This window comes from Paenibacillus sp. J22R3 (genome assembly GCF_056269305.1).
This window is the reverse complement of record NZ_JBWDNS010000010.1, coordinates 47,544-69,230: the sequence shown is the minus strand read 5'-3', so window position 1 is coordinate 69,230 and position 21,687 is coordinate 47,544. Positions and strand designations below refer to the sequence as shown.

Sequence of the window (21,687 nt, the reverse complement as noted above, 5' to 3'; positions counted from 1 at the left end):
CGTATACATTAAATATAACACATTAACTTACGAATGAAGGGGCTGCATCACAATGCTTGATGAAATGGAATTGCTAAGCGACGAGCAGATGATCTCATTTATTACCAATGGATTCGTGGTTTTACACAATGAGTTGCCGTCTGCGCTGCACCAGAATGTAATGAGACAAATTGACTACGTGCTGCAGAATGAAGGTAATCCGGGCAATAATATTTTGCCGCGTGTGCCTGATATCCAACGATTCTTTGATACGCCAACTGTAAAAGGTGCACTGACAAGCGTCCTCGGACCTGACTATTATATGCATCCTCACCGGCATATGCACTACAATCAGCCGGGGAATCAAGCACCGGGCGGCGGTCAGTGGCATAAGGACGGCTACTGGTCCTCGATGCGGAGCCATCGTCCTTGGTGGGTCATGATGTTCTACTATACGCAGGACATTACCGAAGAGATGGGGCCGACCGCTATTATGCCCGGCTCCCAATACAACGAGAAATTCCCGAATCAAGAAGTCATATTGCCTACCGGCAAAGCAGGGACGATTGCATTAGTCCATTTCGACATCTGGCATAAAGCATCGCTGAACACCTCGAATCTCGACCGGTACATGTTGAAATTCCAATTCGTTCGTTTGCGGGAGCCGAAGTCGCCAAGCTGGAATCATACGAATGGTACGCCGGCGTTTCCGGTTGAAGCACCGACAGCGCATCTTAATTTATGGCATGACGCATGGAACTGGCTCAGAGGAGAGAAGAACTTTACGCCTGTCATCATCGGTAACGAAGAAGTGGTGTCGGCTCTGATTGAAGAGCTGGCGGGCGCAGACGCAGACGCAGCTATTCGTGCACGAACTGCAGACAAGCTGGGCTTAATGGGCGAGGCGGCGGCTGCCGCAGCTCCGAAGCTTACCGCATTCATTCAAGATCCTGTGGAAGATGCGGCATTAAACGCGGTATATGCGCTGGGACACATGGGATCGGCCGGGATGCAAGAGCTGCTAAGCGTCCTTAAGGATGGGTCCAAATTAACTGCGCAGCGTGCAGCCTATGGACTTCAAGCAGCAGGCGCTGCAGCAGTGCCGAGTCTGATCGACGTACTTCAGCATGCAGAGGAGAACAGCAGAGCGCTTGCCGCTTTCGTACTCGGTATGCTCGGAGAAGAGGCTTCATCCGCAGTGCCTGCCTTAATAGCCCTGCTTGCTGATTCCAGTGAATGGGTGAGACGTAACGCCGTAGAATCTCTCGGGATGATTAACGGAGCGGCTGAAATGACGGTACCGGCACTGGTTCGTGTCATTGAGGAAGCTGTCCTGCAGGAGCAATCAGAGAATGAAGCGGCTGGCAGTACAAGCTTCTATGTACACAATCAAGAATATATCAAGAACAAAATCGGCTATACGGCAGCGCTGTCCTTACTTCGCATCGGGAAGTCCGGCGATCCTGATCTCGTGGTGTCCGGTCTGCAGTTCGGGTTGCTCAGCGCAGACCGTTATACGCGTGCCTATGCATTCGAGGCGCTGACTGCCATTCGAACAGATAAAGCGATCGATGTCCTCATTTCCCACTATCGCGCGGCACGTTGGTGTCCGGATACGCACAAAGCAAGTACATTTTAAGAGTAGCGGAGGAGACCCGGTACGACTGCGAAAGGCGACGAGATGATTGCGGTTACGATCGACCGTTACTACGCTCCCGTACTGATTGGCAAGGATCCGACGATGATCAAACAGATCTGGGATGAGCTGCGTTTTGGACCGATGCACTGGATCGGTTCGAGGAGCCGGCTACTGTTGACGGCTTCTACACGCTCCCGCAGCAGCCAGGTGCTTCAACGACGATACTTCCTCGCTATTTTGACGAATACCGGATTCGCTAATTTACCCTATCAAGCTCGCAAACTGCGCCTTTCTTCGAAAGGTGCCGGCTTGCGGGCTTTTTAATGTAGAAACTTATAAAAGAACGTTGACCGTCCGTGGAATCGGGGGTTATGCTAACCGATAGAATACCGGAATTTCGGCATCTATATCTATAGTTAGAGGTGAACGGTTCTTGAATGGATCTTGGCGTGATCAATGGACATCGGATGTCAGATTAAATGTGCTTGCCGGCATGACGGCAACACTTGCTTTAATACCGGACTCCTTGGCGTTTTCGTTTATGGCTGGGGTGCCGCCTCAAGTGGGGATTTACGCGACCATTTGTATTTTGCTGGTCATTACGTTCTTGGGCGGCAGGCCCGGCATGATTTCGGCGGCAGCCGGCTCCATGGCGGTGCTGATGCTGACACTGGTGAAAGAACAAGGCATCGCGTATTTATTCGCAGCGACGGTGTTAACCGGCGTTATCCAATATTTCATGGGTGTCTTCAAGCTTGGCAAAGTGATGCGTTTCGTGCCGCAGCCGGTCTTAACGGGCTTCGTGAACGCGCTCGCGATACTGATTTTCCTGTCACAGCTGCGCTATTTGGTGAATGCTTCCTTCATGATGTATGTGTTGATCGCAGCAGCGCTGCTCATCATTTATATCCTTCCTCGTTATTTCAAGGCTGTGCCGTCGCCGCTTGTTGCCGTGGCATTGCTGACGATACTTGTATGGGTGCTAGGGATTAGCGACGTCACTCGTATTGGGGATATTGCTGCCATCGATGCTTCGCTTCCATCATTCCTGCTGCCGGATATTCCGTTTACGTGGGAAACGTTCTTCATTATATTGCCGTACTCCCTGTCTCTGGCTGTTGTCGGTTTCACCGAAACGATGCTGACGCAGAACCTGCTCGATGAGATGACCGGAGACAAGACGGACAAGAACCGGGAAATGCGAGGTCAGGGGATCGCGAATTTCATCGCGGGATTCTTCGGCGGGATGGCAGGCTGCGCGCTTGTTGCGGAGTCTGTCCTTAATGTGAAGATGGGCGGACGGAATCGTCTGTCGACGCTCGTTGCGGCGTTATTCCTGTTACTGCTCGTTGTCGTGCTTGGCGATTTGCTCGCTCTTATTCCGATGGCCGCGCTCATTGGCATTATGTTGATGGTATGTATTGCGATTTTTGACTGGAAATCGGTGTTTAAATTGCGCTCCGTCCCTGCCAGCGAAACGATTGTTATGGTGGTTACCGTGGCTGCGGTTGTAGTTACTCATGACCTTGCGATTGGTGTTATCGTCGGCGTCATTCTCAGCTTCTTGATCCTCTTGCTGCAGAAGTCACTGGGGAGCGGTTCGCTTGAAGGGTAATCTTCATCTTCGGCTGTAAGTCTACTACTAAACGGTGAAATGGAGGCGGGGGCTTGTATGCGATCTTACAGCTTATACGATCCTTATTGGAGAGAAGGCGGAGATTTCCGCCCCAACATCGTCGCTTACTATTATAAGCAGTGGCTCGATTACGATATGGACTTTCATGCTCATGACGCGATCGAATTTATGTATGTGATTTCCGGTACGTGTACGGTGGAGACGATGAATGAGGTGTTCCAGATGCGCAAAGGAGATCTGATCTTATTGGATGCTCGCGTATCGCATAAACTTATCGTGCCGAAAGAAAGTCCCTGCCGGATGCTCAATGTTGAGTTTAACTTTACGGAATGCGATGGCATATATCCGTCTATGACGCAGCTTGCCCAAGGGCATGAAGCGTTGGCTCAGCTATTGGACCGCAAGATCAGTACGATCGTGCTGCGGGATCCCAATGAAGTGCATCATACGCTCAAGAGTATTGTCATGGAAATGGATACCGGCGGAGCGCAGCGCCGCAGCATGACACATTTGCTGCTTGCGCAGCTGCTCGTTCGTGTTGCTCGGCTAGCGGCAGATGAAGCGAAGGATGTTGCCCATGGGCAGCATCACCGCTATGTGCGCAAGGCAATAGAATATATCCATCAGCATTATGATTGCGATATTCAGGCGAAGGATGTTGCAGCAGCAGTAAGCTTACATCCGGTGTATTTGCAGCGGATTTTCAAAGCGAATATGAATGTGACGATTACGGAATATCTAGCCGAGCTGCGCGTGGAGAAAGCTAAGATGCTGCTCGCTCGCTCCGATGTCCCGATCATCGATATCGCTGATTATATCGGCCTGAACAGCCGCCAATATTTCAGCATGCTGTTTAAGAAAGTGACCGGAATGTCTCCGGCGGCTTACCGCAGATCCATCGAAACGATGCAAGGCTTCGATAAGCAGTTGCAATAGTTGACATGCTTGGCGCAATCCGGTTGGATTTGTGGAAACGCATTCTTGATGCTCCTGCTAGAATGAGGGTAATGAACGAGTATTCTATTCCACTAACCTCAGGAGGGTTTAGCATGTCTTTCAAAGTTGCTTTTATCGGAGCGGGCAGTATCGGATTTACAAGGGGATTGCTGCGTGATTTGCTTGCGGTACCCGAATTTCGCGACATAGAGCTTGCATTTACAGACATTAATGCACACAATCTGGACATGGTGACGCAGCTGTGCCAACGAGACATCATCGAGAATGGCCTTCATATCCAAATCCATTCGACGACCGACCGCCGCGAAGCATTAAAGGATGCCAAATACGTACTTACCGTTGTTCGTATCGGCGGCTTGGAAGCCTTCCAGCATGATGTTGACATCCCGCTCAAATATGGCGTAGACCAATGCGTTGGCGATACGCTCTGTGCAGGCGGAATCATGTACGGCCAGCGGGGTATCGCCGCAATGCTGGACATCTGCAAGGATATCCGCGAGGTTGCATCACCGGATGTATTGCTGCTGAACTATGCGAATCCGATGGCTATGCTGACTTGGGCCTGCAACAAATACGGTGGTGTGCGGACAATCGGACTTTGTCACGGCGTTCAAGGCGGTCATCATCAAATCGCGACTGCGCTTGGGCTGAAGAAGCAAGAGGTCGATATTATTTGCGCAGGCATCAATCATCAGACTTGGTATGTATCTGTTAAACATAATGGAGTAGACAAGACAGGCGAGCTGCTTGAGGCATTCGAGAACCATCCGGAGTTCCAGAAGACAGAGAAGGTGCGCATCGATATGCTGCGCAGATTCGGCTATTACTCGACGGAATCGAATGGACATCTCAGCGAGTATCTGCCTTGGTACCGCAAACGCGCGGATGAGATTCAGGATTGGATCGATATGGGCGTATGGATCAATGGGGAAACCGGCGGCTACTTGCGCGTATGTACGGAAGGGCGTAATTGGTTCGAGACAGATTTCCCGAACTGGATGAAAGGCGATCCATACGTATACAGCCCGGAGAAACGCTCGGAGGAGCACGGTTCCTACATTATTGAAGGGCTGGAAACAGGCCGGTTGTACCGTGGACACTTCAACGTTGTGAACAATGGCGTAATTGCGAACCTGCCGGATGATGCCATTATTGAAGCACCTGGTTATGTCGATGCGAATGGCATCAATATGCCGGTCGTCGGCGAGCTGCCTCTTGGCTGCGCGGCCGTGTGCAACGTGAGCATTTCCGTTCAACGACTTGCGGTGGAAGCGGCTGTTCATGGCGACGATAAGCTGCTCCGCCAAGCGATGATGATGGATCCGCTTGTGGGTGCTGTATGTAATCCGAAGGAAATTTGGCAAATGGTCGACGAGATGCTTGTTGCGCAGGCGAAATGGCTGCCGCAATACAGCGCTTCTATTGAGCAAGCTAAGGAGCGGCTAGCTGCAGGTAATCTCATTCCGACACGCCAAGACTATAAAGGTGCGGCCCGTCTCAAAACCAAATCAATCGAAGAGATGCTGGAGGATCGCGAAGCGGCAACCCGTAACGCGGGCGAAGCGGACAAAGCGAAGGAACGTCCGGCTGCAGCACACTAAATAAAGAAGGGGATCGGAATGCCAAGGCGGCACTTCGATCCCCTTTTGCCATACACCGTAATTATTAACGTTTAGGATATAGCGGGTAGTCAACGTTTGTAGGCACATCAATCAGAATGAGACGCAGCGGTGTGTTGCCGGCTGCAGTGATGACGGCTTCTTGCGCTTCGGCTGCTCTGGCTAAGATGAAATCTTTATGTTTAAAAGTGGTATCCTTCGCTTCATCTGATGAATAAGTCCAAGAGCCTTCTCCGCGAATGGCCAGAGCAGTCAATGTCCGTCCGCCTGCGATCGGATGTGTAAATTGCGCGCCAGGTGCAAGTTCAACATCCCACATCAGCGCATCTGCCGTGATGGAGATTGGCGAGCCTTCGCCCATTACCGTTTTCTTGGTATAACCGGCACCTTCAACTACAGGGAAGTCCTTATGCTCATACTGGTTGTACGTCGGCTGCTGTTTAAGGGCTTCCTGGATAGAGGGCTCGAACCAGATTTGAAAACCTTCCATGTCCGGACCGACAAAACGTTCTTCATGGCTGACGCCTGAGCCGGTTTGCATCAGCTGCACGCCGCCGGGACCAACCGTGCTCTTGGTGCCGAGCGTATCGCCGTGTTCCGCCTGACCTGCAACAACATAGGTCATGATTTCGAAAGCTTGGTGAGGATGAAGCGGAATATAGCCATCTTGCTTGGCGTGAGCCCATGCCCAGTAGAACAAGGTGCTCACACGTTTCACGACAGAACCTTCACCGGAGAAGCCGATTGGCTTCTGTTCCGTGATTTTGCCGCCATCAAATGCGCCTGTTGCTTGAAGAGAAGGACCGTATACGAGTGTTTGTATCATACAATTTACCTCCAATGAGTGAATGTATTGTTAATCCGATCAACCGCCGATTGCGTACTCGCCTGCTCCTATAAGGGCAACTCCGATTGCGATTGCAATGAGGACAATGTTGTATTCCATGCCATTGCCGGTAATCCAGAAGCCGTTTCTGCGATGAACGGCAATGATTGCACCAAGCATCGTAAGTACAATTAGTACAGCAGATACCGGCAGCCATAAGCCAAGGGCAAAGAGCGTACCGCCGATAAGTTCCGCAAGACCGGCTGTCAGCGCAATTAGAACGCCTGGCTTTAAACCGATAGAATCCATCCAGCCTCCGGTCGCCTTTAGGCCATATCCGCCGAACCAGCCGAACAGCTTCTGCAGGCCGTGTCCGACAAACGTCAAACCAACAACCAACCGAATAAGCAACAAGCCCAGTGCAACACTCATGAATGATTATCCTCCATAAAATAAAAATATTAAGTTTCTTAACATTAAGATATCCGGTCCGTCAAATTGAAAGGAAGAAGCTCTACGAGTAGCTGCTTTGTGCCGCGAGACCGAGTTTCTTTAATAGAAGAATGGCTTGCTTCTGTTCTTCGGAAGATAAACCACTCACTGCCGCGGAGATAACCTCACGGTGACTCGGAAAGACTTCATCAAGAAATTGTATGCCTTGCTCCGTAATTTCAGCATAGATCACACGACGATCGGTAGGGCATGCTTTACGATGCGCCAATCCTTTGGCCACAAGTTTGTCGATGACATAAGTAATGTTTCCGCTCGTCATCAGAATTTTCTCGCCAATTTGCTGCAGCGGCTGTTCACCCTTATGGTAAAGGAGCTCGAGTACGCCAAACTCCGTCGGGTTGAGGCTGTGCTTGCGAATATCTTGATGAACATGAGCGCTGACCCACTGATGTGCTCGGGACAATGTAATGAAGAGATGCAATTCCTGATCGATTTCGTTAGACATGATATTCACCTCGAATGCGGCAAGTTTTTGTCTTAATACTTGATATCTTAATTTAAAGATAAATGAATTCCGGTTATTTGTCAAGACTACCGCATCCTCGATTTGAGCACACTTGTACCATGTAATAAATGCAAAGCGTTGAATTTTTCCTTCATTATATAGATGCCATTTACAACTCGCAAAAGAGGACTGAAACGCATACTGCGCTTCAGTCCGGCTAATCGTATGAACACAATCGTTATTATTGGTGCATATGAGCGCGAGCTCGGAGCTGACTATCGATCGGTTGCGGAACTTCGTCCCCGCCTACAAATTGATGCTTAACGAGTTTATTAAATGAAGACAGCCACGGCGTGAGGGAATGTCCTGCCCAAGCCTCCTGTGCGTATTGTACCATGTGGTTGTTGAACTCTTTGTTCGCCGAGATATGAACCTCCTGAACAGCAGGAGCCAGCTTGCGGACATGAATGGCAATCGTCTGCTTCAATTCACCGGAGATTTCATTGTGGTCATTGATGGTGAGAGCAGAGTTGTAAGGTGTTGCGACCCGCTGATTGTTCCAATAAGGGCTGCCGTTGTCGACATTATAGACGCCTTCCGTTGTACCGCCGTTATTTTGTTCTTTGGGACCGCCTGTTTTGCGCGTGCCTGTAGCAGTCCAGTCCGTTGTAATGGCGACATAAGCATTCTTATCGGTAAGCATGACGATTGCACCGGCGACACCGTTAACATTAGACACATCATTCGAAATGAGGGAGCTGTATTCAAACCAGTCGTTGTCGTGCTGACCCGGCAATCCGCTCATTGTGCCATACATCCGGCTGCCGAGCATCTTCGGATCGCCTTTCTTCTTAGAGCCGTAGTCGAACGTGCTGTTCTGAACATGGCGCTCGTAGTTACAGCCGCTTAAGGCCATGACGGTTACCATTGCACAGGCGGCAATCAAAATGAGAAACAAACGATAAGCTGCTCGCTTTTTCATTAAGGGTAGCTCCTTTCATTAACCTAGCTTTAGGATGGGCTAGAGGGAAACAAATATGCATGCTATTTCGATACATAAAGAACCATGGTTTTTGCACACAATGTAGGATAGACATGGTGGTTCGAAACGGTAAAATGGCAAGCGGAAAAACCGTGAAAAACAGCGATTTTACTGGTATGAGAACAATTTGTGAACACGCCTGGGAACATTGACAAATAACACCTTCAACTTTATATTTAATAAAGTGATTAGATTGCAGAAGTTGTCTAAACATCTAGGATTTCACGCAGCACAGCCGCTTTTTGCGCCATCTACGGCAGCTGCGAAAACGTAAAAAGTGGGGTTGATTGATGATGAATCGGTGGCACGTTCTAAAACGGCTAATGCCGCTTCTTGCCGGAATGGTGTTGCTGCTGTCAGCTTGCGGACGAGCTGACTTGTCGACGCTTAGACCGCAAGGGCCGGTTGCCGAAGAACAGTACGGACTAATGAAATTAACGATCTGGGTTATGATCGGGGTCGTTCTAGTCGTTTTCGCTATTGCAGTTTATGTTATTATTCGCTTTCGCCGCCGTCCAGGCGACAAATCGATCCCTGTTCAAGTGGAAGGGAACCACAAGCTGGAGATTATTTGGACAGTCATTCCGATTATCCTGCTGATCATCCTCGGCGTTCCAACGGTGAAGTCCGTATTCGGACTTGCCAAGGACTATACGAAGGATCCGGCTGCAATACAGGTTAAGGTTACAGCTCACCAATACTGGTGGGAGTTCGAATATCCAAACCTTGGTGTGAAGACTGCACAAGAGCTGCTCATTCCAAACGATGCGGTTATCTCGATCGAAGCGAAAACAGCAGACGTGCTTCACTCTTTCTGGATTCCATCGCTAGCTGGTAAAACAGATACGAATCCGGGCGGCAACGTGAACATTATGTACTTCAAAGCACCGAAGACAGGTGTGTACTTAGGTAAATGTGCCGAGCTCTGCGGACCTTCTCACTCCTTGATGGATTTCAAAGTGAAGGTTGTAGACCGCGCTTCATTTGATCGATGGGTAGCTGCTATGAAGAATCCGGTTGCGCTGCCTGAGAATCAGGAAATCGCGGAACTGCTTAATAAACAGTGCTTGTCTTGCCATGCAATCGGCGGTAACGGCGGACAAATCTATCCGAATCTGACGGGTATCGGAAGCAAACAATCGGTAGCAGGTATTCTGGTTAATACAGACCAAGCGCAATACGCTAACGAAGGTACGGTTGAAGAGAACCTGAAGAGATGGATTACAAATCCACAAGAAGTAAAACCAGGCACATTAATGCCTAAGGTTGACCTCACCAAAGAGCAAGTCGATGCCATCGCGAAATACCTGGCAGGCTTGAAGCTAGAATATTAATTACTTACGGAATGAAGGAGGTACCTACTTTGGCTCACGGACATGCGGTTAAACGGTATAGTGGCCTGATGGATTGGCTGACAACCGTTGACCATAAAAAAATCGGCATTCTGTATCTGTTATCAGGCGGATTCTTCTTCCTGGTTGGCGGACTGGAAGCACTCCTGATTCGGATTCAGCTATGGAAGCCGTTAAATGATTTCGTAGCGGCGCATACGTTCAACGAATTACTTACGATGCACGGTACAACAATGATCTTCCTTGCGGCGATGCCGATCATATTCGCCTTAATGAATGCGATCGTACCGTTGCAAATCGGCGCGCGGGACGTTGCATTCCCGTTCGTTAATGCTATTGGTTTCTGGACATTCTTTGCCGGTGGCGTTCTTCTAAACGTCAGCTGGTTTGCCGGCGGCGCGCCGGATGCAGGATGGACAGCATACGCACCACTTTCGACATCGACTTATAGTACAACGCACGGTCTCGATTATTATGTTATCGGTCTTCAAATTGCCGGTATCGGAACGTTGGTTGGCGGTATTAACTTCTTGGCAACAATTATTAACATGCGTGCTCCAGGCATGAGCTTCATGCGTATGCCGATGTTTACATGGACGGCGTTCATCACTTCGGCGCTTATCCTGTTCGCTTTCCCTGCTCTGACAGTAGGCTTGGTTGCGATGATGTTCGACCGCGTATTCAGCGGTAACTTCTTCGAACCGACTAACGGCGGTAATGCCGTACTCTGGGAGCATATCTTCTGGATTTTCGGACATCCTGAGGTTTACATCTTGATCCTGCCGGCATTCGGGGTTATCTCCGAGGTTATCAGCGTATTCTCGCGTAAACGGTTGTTCGGATACAGCTCCATGGTATTCGCAACGGTGCTGATCGGTTTCTTGGGCTTCATGGTTTGGGCGCATCACATGTTCACGACAGGTCTTGGACCGGTTGCGAACGCATTGTTCTCCATTGCAACGATGCTGATTGCCGTTCCGACAGGTATCAAAATTTTCAACTGGCTGTTCACGATGTGGGGCGGTTCGATCCGTTTCACAACGGCAAACCTGTTCGCGGTTGGTTTCGTACCAACGTTCGTAATGGGTGGCGTAACGGGCGTTATGCTTGCAGCAGCACCAGCTGACTTCCAATATCACGATTCGTACTTCGTCGTTGCCCATTTCCACTACGTAATCGTTGGTGGATTGATCTTGGGTCTGTTCTCGGGTCTGTACTACTGGTGGCCTAAAATGTTCGGTCGCATGCTTAACGAGACACTCGGCAAAATCATGTTCTGGACATTCTTTATCGGCTTCCACCTTACATTCTTCGTACAGCATTTCCTTGGTTTAATGGGTATGCCGCGTCGTGTATGGACTTACTTAGACGGTATGGGTTTCAATAATCTGAATATGATTAGTACTGTCGGCGCTATGTTGATGGGTGTCGGTACGATCTTGTTCTTGATTAACGTTGTCATTACTTCAATGAAACCGCGTGATGCGGGCAATGACCCTTGGGAAGACGGACGTACACTGGAATGGACGATTCCTTCTCCGGCACCAGAGTTCAACTTTGCTCAAACTCCGCTTGTTCGCGGATATGATGCTTACTGGAAAGAGAAAATGGAAGGCAAAACAGAAATGGTCCCTGCTGAACCGCTTGGTCCAATTCATATGCCTTCACCTTCTATTCTTCCGTTCTTCATGGCTGTTGGCTTGTTCATCGCAGGTCTTGGATTCATGTATGCCAAAGGCGATTACGGTACAGGCGCATGGGCGTATATTCTAAATCATCACATTATCGCGATATTCGGAATGCTAATTACACTTGCATGCATGTTCTTGCGTTCGGTGTATGATGATCATGGATTCCATATCGAAGTGGATGAGATTCAAGGGAATAAGGGGGTTAAAGCATGAGTGGACATACACACGTAGATGGCCAACTCCCTCATGAGCCTGAAAAGGCAACCCTTGAGGGACGTAATAAAGTTCTTGGTTTCTGGCTGTTCCTTGGCGGTGAAACGGTATTGTTCGGTACGCTCTTCTCGGCGTACCTGGCACTCCGCCATCAAGTCGGCGACGGCAACCCAACTCCGATGGAGTTGTTCGATCTTAAAACAGTGGCAATCGCTACATTCATCTTGTTGACTTCGTCCTTGACCAGCGTGTTCGCGATCCAATCGATGCACACGAACAAAGTGAAGTCGATGGTATGGTGGCTGGTTATCACGGTAATCTTCGGTCTTGCCTTCTTGGGGCTTGAGATTTATGAGTTCAATCATTACGTTCACGAAGGACATAAGTTCTCAACAAGCGCATTCAGTACGTCGTTCTACACGCTCGTCGGCTTCCACGGTGCTCACGTATTGTTCGGGGTTCTCTGGATTACGCTTCTGATTCTGCAGATCTTCAAAAAAGGTTTGAATGTCGTTACAGCTCCTAAGATATATGTTGCCGGTATGTACTGGCACTTTATCGACGTTGTGTGGGTATTCATCTTCACCGTCGTTTACTTGATGGGAAAGGTGGGCTAACGAATGGCTAATCAACATTCCGCTACCGAAGAGAAGAAGCATCATAAGCATGAAGGTCCGAAGAAGCATATTATCGCTTTCATCTTCTCGATTCTGCTTACAGTTATTGCATTCGCAATGGTTGCAGCAGGCGAGATCAACACGTCGTTTATCTACATCTCGCTGGTTCTGATGGCATTCGTTCAAGTCTTCATTCAAATGGGCTTCTGGATGCACATGAAAGACCGCGGTCATATCTTCCCATTGGTCGGTATTCTAACAGGTGTATTCGTAGTATTCACGATTGTCATCATGGCCGAATATTGGGCTTGGTGGTAATACGGGTTTAAATTGAAGAGAGGGAGGTCCTAGTTGGCCCCCTCTTTTGTTGTAAATGTGTGTTTGTATGGAAAGGGGTACCATCATGCTCGGATTGCAATATTTCAGCTTTGAAGAGTTATGGAGCCCGTGGTTTTTCTTCATGATGACAGCATTGGTTATCCTCTATTTCTACTTGGCTGGACCTTGGAAGGAAAAACATGCGCCCAATGAACCTCGTGTCACGGTGCTGCAGAAGATCTTGTTTGTATCTGGAATGGTGCTTTATTATTTGGCGCAAGGCGGACCGCTCGAACTGCTTGGCCATATGATGTTCACCTTCCATATGGTGAATATGTCCCTATCGTATTTAATCGTGCCGCCGCTGCTCTTGCTCGGCATTCCCGCATATATTTGGCGTTATGTGTTTGCCAGACCGTTCTGGAGAAGATACAGTTCGTTAATGAATCCAATCTTCACGTTAGTCGTGTTTAATATGCTATTCTCGGTGTATCACGTACCGGCTGTTCATGACTACGTGATGACGCATTTTACGATTCATCGAATCTACTACTTGGTACTACTTGCCACTTCGTTTATGATGTGGTTCCAGATTACCTGCCCGGTGCCGGAGTGGAATCGACTGACCGATGTCCGTAAAATGGCGTATATATTCGCAAGCGGCATGCTGCTTACGCCGGCTTGTGCGCTTATTATTTTCGCCAGTCATCCGATGTATGCGACTTACAACGACCCTGAAGTTTGGGCTCAGGCGATGGGCTATTGCGTAGCCGGCGATCCGAGTCTGCTGCTCACGAGTTATGACGGCGGACCGACCTTCTTCAATTTAATGGGCGTAACCGAGGACCAGCAGCTAGGCGGTATCGTTATGAAGCTGGTTCAGGAAGTGATGTACGGCGCAATTCTGGCCTATGTCTTCTTCCATTGGTATAAGAAAGAACATGCTGATTCCGACGATGAATTGCCGGACAGTGGTGCGCTTAGCTAATAAATAAGTTTGATATTTCATGAATGGACGGGATGCTCCTTGTCACTTTACACGTTACTACCTACTATAAGTACTTCCTTTATCGCACTTAGTGCGATTCTCGTTGCGATCGGCTGGAGCCTGGCTATCAAGAGAAGGTTTGAGTCTCACAAGAAAGTGATGATTGCAGGCGCTGTGTCTGCGATGCTTTTCTTTATCATCTATGTATCGCGTACGATATTCGTCGGCAATACAGACTGGGGCGGCTCTGATGAATTGAAGCCTTACTACCTGACATTCCTATTCTTCCACATCGTGCTGGCAACAGTAGGCGCCGTATTCGGACTGACTACGCTGACACTTGGCTTCAAGAGCCGTTTCGCCAAACATCGCAAATGGGGCCGCGTGACGTCAGTCATCTGGTTCTTCACGGCAATCACAGGAATTACAGTCTACGTGCTGCTCTATCTCTTGTATCCGGGCGGTCATACGAAGCCGGTACTGGATGTATTGTTCGGTAATTAAGCAAACAAGAGAAAATAATGTATTCAAAAGGTGGCGCAGAAGCATTTTCTGCGTCCCTTTTTTGCGTTTAGGGGCTGTCTGCTTAGGGGGAGGTGCAATGCGTGCTCTTATCGCACACCTGGTTATGAAATGTTGCAAGAAATGCATCATTTGAAGCGGTATCGGGGGGATTTGAAGGCTTATGTTTACAGACTTGTAGGGAACCAGTAAAATATGTGAATAAGGAACAAATGATGTTTGAATCGAACAGGAGAGTGCGATCGATGCAGCTGCATGGACGACAATATACACGCCGGGAAATAGAAGCCAGAGTCGGGCGAATCGAACAAATTGGCGGGATTCGCAGACTGACGCTGACGGAAGGCAATGAAGCCGGTTCATCGGTGCTGTCTGTTCGAACAGGAGCAGGCTTATCGTTTGAAGTTATGCCTGATAAGGGACTAGATATCTCATCCGCGTCATTCGGAGGTGGATCGTTATCTTGGCAGTCAGCAAATGGAGATGTGCATTCTTCTCACTATGATGATCAGGAAGCAGGGTGGCTGCGCACCGCTTCGGGTGGTTTGCTGATGACCTGCGGTTTGATTAGTGCGGGATCACCGAGCCAAGTGGATGGCCGCTCTTATGGCTTGCACGGAAGAGCCCATCATACATCTGCAAGGCAAGTGGTTGCCGAAGGTTGGTGGGAAGGCGATGAGTACGAGATGCGAATCGCAGGTACGCTGGAGGAAACGTCCATGTTCGGCGGTCATCTTCGGCTTAGACGTGAGATCAGATGCAGACTGGGCGAGAATCGAGTTGCGATCCGCGACGTCGTAGAGAATGCGGGCTTCAAAGCTTGTCCGCATATGATGCTGTATCATGTGAATTTTGGTTATCCGCTGCTGACAGAACAGTCGCGGATTAAGTTCCCGGATGGGGATAAGGTTGTGCCGCGAGAAGCGGAAGTTCCGGTAGCGGGATATGACCGGTGGGATAAGCCGGATCCGGAATACGCGGAGCGTGTGTATTATCATGAACTGCCCGAGCGTGTAGGCGAGAAAGCATCCGTAACCATTCATCAGCCTGAGTTCCCGATTGCAATGGGACATACTTCGCCGATAGCGGTGAAGCTGAGCTGGAACACGGATACGCTTCCGAAGCTGGTGCAGTGGAAGATGCCGGGTGCCGGTGTGCATGCTCTTGGCATAGAACCTTCCAACTGCGATGTTGAAGGGATGGAGACCGAACGGCAGCGGGGAAGCTTGGTCATGCTGGAGCCCGGAGCATCGCTAGTCTATGAATTGGAATTGACAGTTAGCTAAGAGCAGCGCGGAAGGGCGAGTGGGCTAGATGACGATGAGCATGAATGAGAGACAGCAGCAGCTGCTCGGGATGCTGGAGAACAGCGGCGAGGTGAAGGTAGCCGGACTCAAGGAAACATTTGGCGTGACGGAGATGACCATTCGTCGCGATCTGGAGAAGCTGGAGCTGGCGGGTTACGTGAAGCGAACCTTCGGCGGTGCCATATTGGCATCGAAGGATGTGGCGCTGCAGGATCGCTCCGTCGTGATGACCGAGGAGAAGAATCGAATCGGAAGAGCAGCGGCAGCACTCGTAATCGAGAACGATTCGATATTTATCGATGGCGGCACGACTACCCTTTATGTCGCGAGGCATTTGAGGGCGGGAATGAATATCACGGTAGTGACGAATGCACTGAATATCGCGATGGAGCTGCTGGAACGAGGGATTACCACCGTTGTCACGGGCGGGATGGCGCTGGAAACGACATCTACGTTAGTAGGTCCCGGAACAGTAGAGGCGATTGGGAAAATGGCATTTGACCGCGTGTTCCTTGGGGCAACGGGGATTACGGCAAAGCATGGCTTCAGCAACTCCAACATGTACGAGGCTGAAATCAAACGGATGGCCATCGTGCAAGCGACAGAGGTCAATGTCGTCGTCGACCATACGAAATATGGGGCGAAGGAGCTGTTCTCGTTCGCTCCGCTGTCAGCGGTCCATCGCGTTATTTGCGATCAGTTGCCAGAGCAATCGCTAATTGAGGCTTGCCGCGAGAATGGTCTGCAGCTGTTGGAAGCTTAGTTGGCATGTCATTGTGTGTTTGTTTTAAACAATTTGATAGACAGGTGTAAAGAGCTCATATAGAATAATGTTATAAACGAACATTATTTGTTCCAACAGAACAGAGGGGGATGGTAGATATGGCATCGACAGCACCACGTCTCAATCGGATGTTTAGCGAGCAAGGAAAGTGTTTTGATGTTGCGGTAGATCATGGCTTCTTCAATGAGTTTTCCTTCCTGTCCGGTATTGAGAATATGAAGCAGGCGATTGAAACGATCGTCCAGGCGAATCCGGATTGCATTCAGCTCAGCATCGGTCAGGCGAAGTGGCTGCAGGCGGTTCCCGGCAAGAAGAAGCCCGGACTTGTCCTGCGTACGGATGCGGCGAATATCTACGGAACAGAGCTGCCGCGTTTCTTGTTTAGCGAGCTTGTGGATCGTGCAATTGAGAAGGCGGTCGCGCTTGATGCCGTCGCGGTATGTGTGAACCTGCTGCTGCTGCCGGGTCAGCCGGAGCTGCACCACCAGTGTGTGCGTAACATTTCGCTGCTCAAGAGTGAATGTGAGAAATATGGCATGCCGCTTATGGTCGAACCGCTGGTTATGCTGCCGAATGCGGCGAAAGGCGGCTATATGGTTGACGGCGATATTAACAAAATCATGCCGCTTGTTCGCCAAGGCGTGGAGCTTGGCGCGGATGTCATTAAAGCCGATCCATGCGACGATGTGACGGAATATCACCGCGTTATAGAGGTAGCCTCCGGAATTCCGGTGTTGGTTCGCGGCGGCGGCAGAGCAAGTGACGAAGAAATCGTAAATCGTACGGTAGAGCTGATGAACCAAGGCGCATCAGGTATCGTTTACGGCCGTAATGTCATTCAGCACCCGAATCCGGCAGGCATGACGAATGCACTGATGTCGATCGTGCATCATGGCGCTGCGGCATCGGAAGCGCTGGCCATTCTAGGCGGAGAGGGTGCGAAGTAGGATGGAGAGACATATCGTTCGTTTCGGCGTTATTGGCTGCGGCTTGATGGGCAAGGAGTTCGCCAGTGCGGCGGCAAGATGGCTGCACCTGGAGGGAGTCGGGTTTGAACCCCGTATTGTGGCGGTATGTGATGCAAATCCATCTGCGGCGGAGTGGTTTCAACGTCAGGTGCCAAGCGTAGAGCGCGTATACTCCGACTATAAGATGCTGCTGTCCGACCCTGATGTGGATGCTGTATATTGCGCCGTTCCACATAATTTGCATGCGCAAATCTACGTGGATATTATTGCTGCAGGCAAGCATTTGCTTGGCGAGAAACCCTTCGGCATCGACAAAGAAGCGAATTCACGCATCAATGCCGCAATGATCGCGCATCCCGAGGTGATTGTCCGCTGTTCATCGGAGTTCCCTTTCTATCCGGGCGCACATCAGATCATTCAATGGGTGAATGAAGGTAAATTTGGGCGAATTATCGAGGTGGAGGCAGGCTTCTGGCATTCGAGTGACCTTGATCCGACGAAACCGATCAATTGGAAACGCCGCGTAGCTACCAATGGCGAGTATGGTTGTATGGGCGATCTGGGGATGCATGTGCTTCATCTTCCGATGCGGTTCGGTTGGAAGCCAGAGAATGTGCGGGCCTTGCTAAGTAAGATCGTATCCGAACGACCGGATAGCAAAGGCGATAAGGTTCCTTGCGAAACATGGGATAATGCGGTCCTGGCCTGTGAAGTGAAGACAGCCGATCAAGAGTTCCCGATGGTGCTGTCCACGAAAAGAATTGCACCGGGACATGCGAATACATGGTTTATTCGCATTCAAGGAACAGAGATGTCCGCGGAATTCAGCACGAAGAATCCGAAGCAAGTCTCTTCGCTCCCTTATTCACCGGGTAAGCAGCAGGCATGGCATACGGTGGATGTACCGTATAAATCCGCTTATGGGACGATTACGGGAGGGATCTTCGAGTTTGGATTTTCGGATTCGATATTGCAAATGTGGGCTGCGTTCTGTGATGAACTTGTCAGCGGCAAGGATGGGATGAGGCAGCCGTTTTATTGCGCAACGCCGGAAGAAGCGCGTGGCAGCCACCTCGTATTCACGGCGGCACTTGCATCGCAGCGCACCGGAGAAACCGTAACGATCGACTGGAGGGATTAGCCTTGAGCTTGAGCGCTTTACGCGCAAACGCGGATGTCGAAGTTGTGGTGGCCGGTCATATTTGTCTGGATGTTATCCCTGCTATGCAGGCGAAGAAAGACGGAATGGGCGCGATTCTCGTTCCGGGTAAGCTGGTGGATATTGGGGCAGCCGTGATATCAACCGGTGGGGCCGTGTCGAACACGGGACTTGCGCTGCACCGGCTTGGTGTAGGCACGAAGCTGATGGGCAAGATCGGCGATGATTTGTTCGGAGGGGCTATCTTGGATGTGCTGCGCGGATATGGACAGGAGCTTGCAGGTGGCATGATCGTCGCAGCAGGTGAGCATACCTCCTATTCGCTGGTAATCAGTCCGCCGAATATCGACCGGATTTTCCTCCATTGTACGGGGGCTAACGATACGTATTCGGCCGATGATCTGCCTATTGAAGCGCTGAGAGGCGCGCGGTTGTTCCACTTCGGTTACCCGCCGCTGATGCGGAAAATGTACGAGGACGGCGGAACGGAGTTGGCTGAGCTGCTGTCGCGCGTAAAGGGAGAAGGGCTGACGGTATCGCTGGATCTGGCGAAACCCGATCCGGAGTCGCCTGCAGGTTTGGCGGACTGGCGAAGCGTATTTGTGAAAGCGCTCCCGCACGTAGATGTGTTTCTGCCCAGCTTCGAGGAGATTCTGTATATGCTCCGGCGGGAAGAATACGATCGGCTGTCAGCCGTTCATGATACGAATGATTTGTTGCCGTTCGCAGACGGTCCGCTTCTGCGGGAGCTGTCGCAAGAACTGCTGGAGCTTGGCGTCAGCGTAGTTGTGCTGAAGCTCGGCGAGCACGGGCTCTACCTGCGGACAACAGACAACCGTGCGAAGCTGGCGGCCATGGGGGCCGGAGCGCCTGCGGATGTAGATGCTTGGCTGGACCGTGAGCTGCTCGTGCCGTGTTTTGAGGTCGACGTTGCAGGGACTACAGGAGCGGGAGATTGCACGATCGCGGGATTCATAGCCGGATTGCTGAAGGGGTTGAGCCCTGAAGCAGTCTTGAATGGCGCGGTTGCGGTAGGCGCCAGCAATGTAGAGCATGCGGATGCGACTAGCGGCGTTCCGGCGTGGGAAACCTTGCAGCAGCGCATGGTGGCAGGGTGGCGAAGAAAAGCGGTGACGTTGACATTGCCCGGCTGGAGCAGTGAAGCTGAGGCAGGCGTTTGGTATGGGCTGTTGGAAGCTGTCACGATGACTACGCGAATGGCTGAATCCTAAGGAGGCGAATGAGTGTGAAGAGAAGCGATGTGCGTGCTGCGCAGCAGCGGACGGCGGAGTTGTTTGGTCAAGTAGGGATTGTATTGACGGCAGAGGAACGTGACAACATTGAGGTTGCAACGTTTGGATTAGAAGACTTGGAATCGCAAGGGCTCGAACTCATCACGTACATTAATAATGATCGCTATTGCGCGAAAGAACTTGTTTTGTTTGCCGGCCAAACCTGCCCCGAGCATCTGCATCCGCCGGTTGGCGCGGATCCCGGCAAGCTGGAAACGTTCCGCTGCCGCTTCGGTAAAGTGTGGCTCTATGTTGAAGGAGAGCAGGCTGCCGCGATCCAAGCGAAAGTACCGGCAGGCAGCGAGCCCTATTACACGGTGTTTCATGAGATTGAGCTGAACCCTGGCGAGCAATACACCATCTCCCCGGGAACGAAGCATTGGTTCCAGGCAGGCAGTGAAGGCGCGATTGTGTCGGAGTTCTCCAGCACGAGCCGCGATGAATTTGATATTTTTACCGATCCGAACGTACTGCGTATTCCTGTCATTGAAGAAGATCTATAGGATGTGCAGAGTAAAGGAGGCTGTCCCAAAAGTCATCCATGATGACGTTGGGATAGCCCCTTTTCGCTGTTGTCCTGGATCTCTTGAATGAGTAGGTTAAGGTGGGAATCCACTCACTTGTACCTTCGCGATGAACGCATGCTTGGTCACTCCCAACTCTAACGGTTGTGAGAGTGGTTATTTGGCCTATATTCACCTTTTTTATATTCTAACGGTTGCTGTAGAGCTTATTTGGACGTTTTCCACTAGGAAACAGCCTATTTGCTGCAAATAACCTCTGTAACAACCGTTAGATTTTCAAACAGGCTAATTTTTAAGAAATAGCCTCTATGACAACCGTTAAAAATTTGCTCTTCCCCGGATTAACTCTAAGGAGCAAAAAGTAGCTTATGGTGCTGTTCCAAAAGTCATAATTAAATGACCGGAACAGCCCCGCTGTAATTTAGAAAATACAAAAAGACCCAACGTAATGTAGTTGCCGCTATAGGTTGCCGGTTTTATCGCGAAGCACCTGCTCGACCTTGGCGAGATGAATTTCCATGCGGGAGGAGGCGAGAGCTTCATCCTGCTGTTCGATTGCATCGACGAGGGCAATGTGCTCTTCGAGCAGCCTCCGCGCAGACTGCCGTTCAGCGTAGAACCAGAGGGAGCGCGTATCGCGCATGCTCTCATGCAGCCGCATCGAAAGCGACTTCATGAGCTCGATTAGCATCGGGTTATGAGTCGCGGCTGCGATTTGCTCATGTAAGCGGACATCGGCCTGCTCGCTGAAGGCTTCGTCAGGCAGTTGCTGCTCCATCTGGAGAAGCGTCTCGTGCAGAGCGGTAAGATCGTCAGCGCTGCGATGCTTAGCGGCGAGTGCGGCGCAGCCAGTTTCGAGCACTTTGCGCACCTCCAGCAATTGAAGCAGCGAGTCGGCCCGATCCAGCCAGTCTTCCTTGAGGGCGGCAGTTGCGCTGTCCTCAAGCTGAGCGGGTTCAGGCGATAAGACAAAGGTGCCGCCGCCTTGACGAATATCGAGCAGTCCTTTCGCTTTGAGCGCGCTCAATGCTTCGCGGATCGTAGAGCGTCCGACCCCGTATTCGGCGGCGAGGTCTACAACGGACGGAAGCTTGTCGCCGGGGAGAATAGCACCTGATGTAATGCGGCTGTAGAGCTCGCGAGAAACCCATTCGTTACTCTTGAGCGGGCGTTCCATTCTATTCATAGGGAGAAACCTCCTGAGTGAGCAGCTGATGTTCAAAATGACGGTTATTTATCGATGTCGCATTTCTCCATCCTATGATATACTTTTTTCAAAGCAAAGTCATCAGACGA

The 21,687-nt window shown here is 50.5% G+C and carries 22 protein-coding genes; 17 read left to right on the top strand and 5 right to left on the bottom strand.

What is annotated here, in order from left to right; translation table 11 throughout:
• Nucleotides 1-52: 52 nt before the first annotated feature.
• From AC0YN4_RS29105 to melA, 5 genes are all read left to right on the top strand, one after another.
• Complete coding sequence (locus AC0YN4_RS29105; protein ID WP_475837420.1) at nt 53-1,618, top strand: HEAT repeat domain-containing protein; 1,566 nt, start codon at nt 53-55, stop codon at nt 1,616-1,618.
• A 42-nt stretch (nt 1,619-1,660) separates the two neighbouring features.
• Nucleotides 1,661-1,942, top strand: coding sequence for a hypothetical protein (locus tag AC0YN4_RS29100; protein ID WP_475837419.1), 282 nt, complete (start codon nt 1,661-1,663; stop codon nt 1,940-1,942).
• Between the two features lie 109 nt (nt 1,943-2,051).
• Entirely contained in the window at nt 2,052-3,233 is a 1,182-nt protein-coding gene (locus tag AC0YN4_RS29095) for a SulP family inorganic anion transporter (RefSeq protein WP_475784292.1), read from the top strand.
• Nucleotides 3,234-3,290: 57 nt separating this feature from the next.
• Nucleotides 3,291-4,190 (top strand): helix-turn-helix domain-containing protein, encoded by a 900-nt coding sequence (locus AC0YN4_RS29090; protein ID WP_475784293.1) that lies wholly within the window; start codon nt 3,291-3,293, stop codon nt 4,188-4,190.
• A gap of 113 nt (nt 4,191-4,303) precedes the next feature.
• Entirely contained in the window at nt 4,304-5,812 is a 1,509-nt protein-coding gene (gene melA, locus AC0YN4_RS29085; RefSeq protein ID WP_475837418.1) for an alpha-galactosidase, read from the top strand.
• 64 nt (nt 5,813-5,876) lie between these two features.
• Here melA and AC0YN4_RS29080 read toward each other — a convergent pair whose 3' ends face one another.
• The 4 genes from AC0YN4_RS29080 to AC0YN4_RS29065 form a co-directional block, all read right to left on the bottom strand.
• On the bottom strand, nt 5,877-6,653 hold the full coding sequence (locus AC0YN4_RS29080) for a pirin family protein (RefSeq protein WP_475784349.1): 777 nt from the start codon (nt 6,651-6,653) through the stop codon (nt 5,877-5,879).
• Nucleotides 6,654-6,695: 42 nt separating this feature from the next.
• On the bottom strand, nt 6,696-7,088 hold the full coding sequence (locus AC0YN4_RS29075) for a DoxX family protein (protein WP_475837417.1): 393 nt from the start codon (nt 7,086-7,088) through the stop codon (nt 6,696-6,698).
• 82 nt (nt 7,089-7,170) lie between these two features.
• Nucleotides 7,171-7,614 carry a MarR family winged helix-turn-helix transcriptional regulator gene (locus tag AC0YN4_RS29070; protein ID WP_475784296.1) on the bottom strand — a complete coding sequence of 148 codons (444 nt, stop codon included), beginning with the start codon at nt 7,612-7,614 and terminating at the stop codon, nt 7,171-7,173.
• A 241-nt stretch (nt 7,615-7,855) separates the two neighbouring features.
• On the bottom strand, nt 7,856-8,596 hold the full coding sequence (locus AC0YN4_RS29065; RefSeq protein ID WP_475837416.1) for a hypothetical protein: 741 nt from the start codon (nt 8,594-8,596) through the stop codon (nt 7,856-7,858).
• Nucleotides 8,597-8,946: 350 nt separating this feature from the next.
• Between AC0YN4_RS29065 and coxB the strand changes: the two genes are divergently transcribed.
• From coxB to AC0YN4_RS29005, 12 genes are all read left to right on the top strand, one after another.
• Nucleotides 8,947-9,990, top strand: a complete 1,044-nt coding sequence (gene coxB / locus AC0YN4_RS29060; RefSeq protein ID WP_475784298.1) for a cytochrome c oxidase subunit II — start codon at nt 8,947-8,949, stop codon at nt 9,988-9,990.
• An 11-nt stretch (nt 9,991-10,001) separates the two neighbouring features.
• Nucleotides 10,002-11,912 carry a cytochrome c oxidase subunit I gene (ctaD, locus tag AC0YN4_RS29055; RefSeq protein ID WP_475784299.1) on the top strand — a complete coding sequence of 637 codons (1,911 nt, stop codon included), beginning with the start codon at nt 10,002-10,004 and terminating at the stop codon, nt 11,910-11,912.
• Nucleotides 11,909-12,529, top strand: coding sequence for a cytochrome (ubi)quinol oxidase subunit III (locus tag AC0YN4_RS29050; protein WP_475837415.1), 621 nt, complete (start codon nt 11,909-11,911; stop codon nt 12,527-12,529). Before ctaD ends, AC0YN4_RS29050 begins: the two co-directional genes overlap by 4 nt.
• Before the next feature lie 3 nt (nt 12,530-12,532).
• Complete coding sequence (locus AC0YN4_RS29045; protein WP_475784301.1) at nt 12,533-12,847, top strand: cytochrome C oxidase subunit IV family protein; 315 nt, start codon at nt 12,533-12,535, stop codon at nt 12,845-12,847.
• 85 nt (nt 12,848-12,932) lie between these two features.
• Nucleotides 12,933-13,835: a cytochrome c oxidase assembly factor CtaG gene (ctaG, locus tag AC0YN4_RS29040; protein ID WP_475837414.1), complete on the top strand. Its 903-nt coding sequence runs from the start codon at nt 12,933-12,935 to the stop codon at nt 13,833-13,835.
• A gap of 39 nt (nt 13,836-13,874) precedes the next feature.
• The gene (locus tag AC0YN4_RS29035) at nt 13,875-14,339 is read left to right on the top strand and encodes a DUF420 domain-containing protein (protein ID WP_475837413.1); all 465 of its coding nucleotides are present in this window, start codon (nt 13,875-13,877) and stop codon (nt 14,337-14,339) included.
• Between the two features lie 263 nt (nt 14,340-14,602).
• Nucleotides 14,603-15,643 (top strand): aldose 1-epimerase family protein, encoded by a 1,041-nt coding sequence (locus tag AC0YN4_RS29030; RefSeq protein WP_475837412.1) that lies wholly within the window; start codon nt 14,603-14,605, stop codon nt 15,641-15,643.
• A gap of 34 nt (nt 15,644-15,677) precedes the next feature.
• Nucleotides 15,678-16,427, top strand: coding sequence for a DeoR/GlpR family DNA-binding transcription regulator (locus tag AC0YN4_RS29025; protein WP_475837411.1), 750 nt, complete (start codon nt 15,678-15,680; stop codon nt 16,425-16,427).
• A gap of 119 nt (nt 16,428-16,546) precedes the next feature.
• Nucleotides 16,547-17,395 carry a class I fructose-bisphosphate aldolase gene (locus AC0YN4_RS29020; protein ID WP_475837410.1) on the top strand — a complete coding sequence of 283 codons (849 nt, stop codon included), beginning with the start codon at nt 16,547-16,549 and terminating at the stop codon, nt 17,393-17,395.
• 1 nt (nt 17,396) lies between these two features.
• Nucleotides 17,397-18,557: a Gfo/Idh/MocA family protein gene (locus tag AC0YN4_RS29015; protein ID WP_475784307.1), complete on the top strand. Its 1,161-nt coding sequence runs from the start codon at nt 17,397-17,399 to the stop codon at nt 18,555-18,557.
• An 8-nt stretch (nt 18,558-18,565) separates the two neighbouring features.
• Nucleotides 18,566-19,807, top strand: a complete 1,242-nt coding sequence (locus AC0YN4_RS29010) for a carbohydrate kinase family protein (protein WP_475837409.1) — start codon at nt 18,566-18,568, stop codon at nt 19,805-19,807.
• A gap of 8 nt (nt 19,808-19,815) precedes the next feature.
• Entirely contained in the window at nt 19,816-20,370 is a 555-nt protein-coding gene (locus AC0YN4_RS29005) for a D-lyxose/D-mannose family sugar isomerase (protein WP_475784309.1), read from the top strand.
• A gap of 481 nt (nt 20,371-20,851) precedes the next feature.
• Here AC0YN4_RS29005 and AC0YN4_RS29000 read toward each other — a convergent pair whose 3' ends face one another.
• Nucleotides 20,852-21,577, bottom strand: a complete 726-nt coding sequence (locus AC0YN4_RS29000; RefSeq protein ID WP_475837408.1) for a FadR/GntR family transcriptional regulator — start codon at nt 21,575-21,577, stop codon at nt 20,852-20,854.
• Between the last annotated feature and the right edge of the window lie 110 nt (nt 21,578-21,687).

What these genes read in the sequence shown, in the direction of transcription:
- AC0YN4_RS29100 (WP_475837419.1), top strand. Translation starts at nt 1,661, where the DNA reads ATGATTGCGGTTACGATCGACCGTTACTACGCTCCCGTACTGATTGGC.
- AC0YN4_RS29105 (WP_475837420.1), top strand. Translation starts at nt 53, where the DNA reads ATGCTTGATGAAATGGAATTGCTAAGCGACGAGCAGATGATCTCATTT.
- AC0YN4_RS29005 (WP_475784309.1), top strand. Translation starts at nt 19,816, where the DNA reads ATGAGTGTGAAGAGAAGCGATGTGCGTGCTGCGCAGCAGCGGACGGCG.
- AC0YN4_RS29025 (WP_475837411.1), top strand. Translation starts at nt 15,678, where the DNA reads ATGAGCATGAATGAGAGACAGCAGCAGCTGCTCGGGATGCTGGAGAAC.
- melA (WP_475837418.1), top strand. Translation starts at nt 4,304, where the DNA reads ATGTCTTTCAAAGTTGCTTTTATCGGAGCGGGCAGTATCGGATTTACA.
- AC0YN4_RS29070 (WP_475784296.1), bottom strand. Translation starts at nt 7,614, where the DNA reads ATGTCTAACGAAATCGATCAGGAATTGCATCTCTTCATTACATTGTCC.
- AC0YN4_RS29050 (WP_475837415.1), top strand. Translation starts at nt 11,909, where the DNA reads ATGAGTGGACATACACACGTAGATGGCCAACTCCCTCATGAGCCTGAA.
- AC0YN4_RS29020 (WP_475837410.1), top strand. Translation starts at nt 16,547, where the DNA reads ATGGCATCGACAGCACCACGTCTCAATCGGATGTTTAGCGAGCAAGGA.
- ctaD (WP_475784299.1), top strand. Translation starts at nt 10,002, where the DNA reads ATGAAGGAGGTACCTACTTTGGCTCACGGACATGCGGTTAAACGGTAT.
- AC0YN4_RS29075 (WP_475837417.1), bottom strand. Translation starts at nt 7,088, where the DNA reads ATGAGTGTTGCACTGGGCTTGTTGCTTATTCGGTTGGTTGTTGGTTTG.
- ctaG (WP_475837414.1), top strand. Translation starts at nt 12,933, where the DNA reads ATGCTCGGATTGCAATATTTCAGCTTTGAAGAGTTATGGAGCCCGTGG.
- AC0YN4_RS29030 (WP_475837412.1), top strand. Translation starts at nt 14,603, where the DNA reads ATGCAGCTGCATGGACGACAATATACACGCCGGGAAATAGAAGCCAGA.
- AC0YN4_RS29045 (WP_475784301.1), top strand. Translation starts at nt 12,533, where the DNA reads ATGGCTAATCAACATTCCGCTACCGAAGAGAAGAAGCATCATAAGCAT.
- AC0YN4_RS29000 (WP_475837408.1), bottom strand. Translation starts at nt 21,577, where the DNA reads ATGAATAGAATGGAACGCCCGCTCAAGAGTAACGAATGGGTTTCTCGC.
- AC0YN4_RS29015 (WP_475784307.1), top strand. Translation starts at nt 17,397, where the DNA reads ATGGAGAGACATATCGTTCGTTTCGGCGTTATTGGCTGCGGCTTGATG.
- coxB (WP_475784298.1), top strand. Translation starts at nt 8,947, where the DNA reads ATGATGAATCGGTGGCACGTTCTAAAACGGCTAATGCCGCTTCTTGCC.
- AC0YN4_RS29065 (WP_475837416.1), bottom strand. Translation starts at nt 8,596, where the DNA reads ATGAAAAAGCGAGCAGCTTATCGTTTGTTTCTCATTTTGATTGCCGCC.
- AC0YN4_RS29090 (WP_475784293.1), top strand. Translation starts at nt 3,291, where the DNA reads ATGCGATCTTACAGCTTATACGATCCTTATTGGAGAGAAGGCGGAGAT.